The following is a 2,285-nucleotide window of genomic DNA, read 5'->3' on the forward strand; positions in this document are numbered from 1 at the left end:
GACCCGGAGAAACTCGATGCGTATACCGACGCAGAGTTTGGGCAGATCATAGAGCGCGTGCAGCTCTATCTCGAGGAGTTGAACGAACACGGCAACCTTATCGATGCCTCACGACTTCAGGGTCCATCGAGTGGTGCGGTCATTAGGGTTCGTGGCGGTCAGATGTCGATTACAGACGGCCCGTTCATCGAGACGCGCGAGCAAATTGCCGGCTACTACCTCATCGAAGCCAACGATCTGAACGACGCCATTCGGATCGCGGCCAGGAGCCCATCGGCCCATCTCGGAGTGGTCGAAGTCCGTCCACTCAAGGAACTCGGACCGCGCTGAAAATCCGCTCCGTCGCGACTCGATCGGCTCCCTTGCTCCGCGGGTTTGCCAGGAAGCCTGGAATCCCGAATGAGACACCGGCGCGCTTGGCGCCGGTGTCTCATTGCGGTTTCTTCGCCAATCAAGGCTATGCCATCGTCGCCAGCAATTCCTCGAGCCGGTCGTACGACTCATTGGCGCCCGCTTCCATTCCGGACTGCAGCATGCCGTCGCGATCCTCCCTCGAGGCAAACGTCGAGTCGATGCGCACCAGCGTGCCCCCCTCGACTTCGGTCAACGTCATCGAATCGGTCGAAATGTGTCCCGGCATCAGTTCGAACTCGAAGGTCTGCACGACCTTGCTTGGCGGAGTGAGCTCCAGGAACTCGCCCCGGAACGCATAGTCGGTTCCATCCTGTGCACGCTGGATAATGCGCCATTCGCCCCCGACCCTCGCGTCGAACTTGTCGACGATCGTCGTGGAACTGCGCTGCCCCCACCATTTGGCAATCAGGTCAGGTTCGGTAAAGGCGCGGTACACCAACTCACGCGGCGCCCGGAATGACCGCTGCATGGTGATTTCGGTATCGGAAACGATTTCTGCTTTGAGTTTGTTCTCGGAACTGCTCACGTTCGATTCGTCCTTTCCTGGCGTTCGATCTCTTCCTGAGTGCCAGGCTCGTGCGATGCCTGAAGCTCCAGCAAGAGGTCATCGAGACGGGCGAACGACTCCTCCCAAATCTCGCGGTACGTTTCGATCCAGCTCCTTGCCTCTTCCAGCGGAGCGGGTTCCAGGCGGCATGGTCGCCACTGGGCATCCTTGCTCCGGCTGATCAGACCCGCCCGCTCCAGCACCTTGAGATGCTTCGAGATGGCCGGCAAGCTGATATCGAATGGTTCCGCGAGCTCATTGACCGTCGCCTCACCTGTCGCCAACCGAGCAAGAATCGCCCGCCTGGTTGAGTCCGCGAGTGCTGCGAAGATCAGATCGAGATGGTCGTCGTTCACGCCTGTAGTTATCCAATCGGTTAATTAACCTATTGGTTTTATACAGCGAGCTGCACGGTCTGTCAACCGGGACAACGCAGTAATTCGACAAGTCCAGAGTCGATCGGCGGAATGTGTTTCCAACCAGCCCATCGGCGTGCGCGCGCAAACCGTCAAACTGCTTTACTTCCGGCATTGCTTCGATTGCCCAGGGACTGGGGAGGAATGCCGTGAAGATCCTGATTGCCGAATGCCGTCAAGAAGTCTCCAGCTTCAATCCGGTGAATACCGGACTGGGTGATTTCATCATTGGTCGCGGGGACGCGTTTCTCGAGTCCCACCGCGGACGGCGGACGGAAGTCGGAGGAGCGCTCGAAGTCTTCGCTGAGGCGGGAGTCGATGTCGTCGGCAGCTACAGCGCCCAGCTCATCACCTCGGGCGGCATTCTGGCGGCAGATGCCTGGCACACGATGGAATCGGAGTTGCTCGATCTCGTGCGCGCCAACATCGACGGAGTAGATGGCATCTATGTCGCGCTGCATGGCGCGATGGCGACGACCGACGAGCTCGATCCCGAGGGCTATCTGCTCCAGGAGATCCGCAAGATCGCCGGCTCCGAAATACCGATCGTTGCGTCGCTCGATCTGCACGGCATTTTGACCAACCGGATGCTGGAAAACGCGAATGCCTTTTCCGTCTACCACACCTATCCACATGAGGACTTCGATTCCACCGGTCGTCGCGCGGCGCGGTTGCTCCTGAGGATCCTGCAGGAGGGCGCCAGACCAGTAACGGCGGTGGTGCGCATACCGGCGCTCGTTCGAGGGGACGAGCTGATCACGGCATCCGGCAAGATCCGAAAAACCGTCGACCGGTGTGTGCAGCTCGAGGAATCGGGCGAAACACTCTCGGCAGCCATGATCTGGAGCAACCCATTCACCGATGTGCCGGAGCTCTGCTCGCTCGCGATCGTCACCACGGATGGCGAT

4 protein-coding genes are annotated in these 2,285 nt (G+C 59.6%); 2 read left to right on the top strand and 2 right to left on the bottom strand.

Features of this window, described 5'->3' with window-relative positions; all coding sequences use genetic code 11:
- Nucleotides 1-330: YciI family protein (locus R2855_20060; GenBank protein MEZ4533301.1), on the top strand; the 330-nt coding region annotated here is incomplete at its 5' end.
- Between the two features lie 127 nt (nt 331-457).
- Here the strand turns inward: R2855_20060 and R2855_20065 are convergent.
- Both R2855_20065 and R2855_20070 read right to left on the bottom strand, forming a co-directional pair.
- Nucleotides 458-940 carry an SRPBCC family protein gene (locus R2855_20065; GenBank protein ID MEZ4533302.1) on the bottom strand — a complete coding sequence of 161 codons (483 nt, stop codon included), beginning with the start codon at nt 938-940 and terminating at the stop codon, nt 458-460.
- Complete coding sequence (locus tag R2855_20070; GenBank protein ID MEZ4533303.1) at nt 937-1,317, bottom strand: metalloregulator ArsR/SmtB family transcription factor; 381 nt, start codon at nt 1,315-1,317, stop codon at nt 937-939. Before R2855_20070 ends, R2855_20065 begins: the two co-directional genes overlap by 4 nt.
- A gap of 209 nt (nt 1,318-1,526) precedes the next feature.
- Between R2855_20070 and R2855_20075 the strand changes: the two genes are divergently transcribed.
- Nucleotides 1,527-2,285 (top strand): M81 family metallopeptidase (locus R2855_20075; GenBank protein ID MEZ4533304.1); only part of this gene is annotated, 759 nt, incomplete at its 3' end.

This window comes from Thermomicrobiales bacterium (assembly GCA_041390825.1).
Lineage (GTDB): Bacteria > Chloroflexota > Chloroflexia > Thermomicrobiales > UBA6265 > JAMLHN01.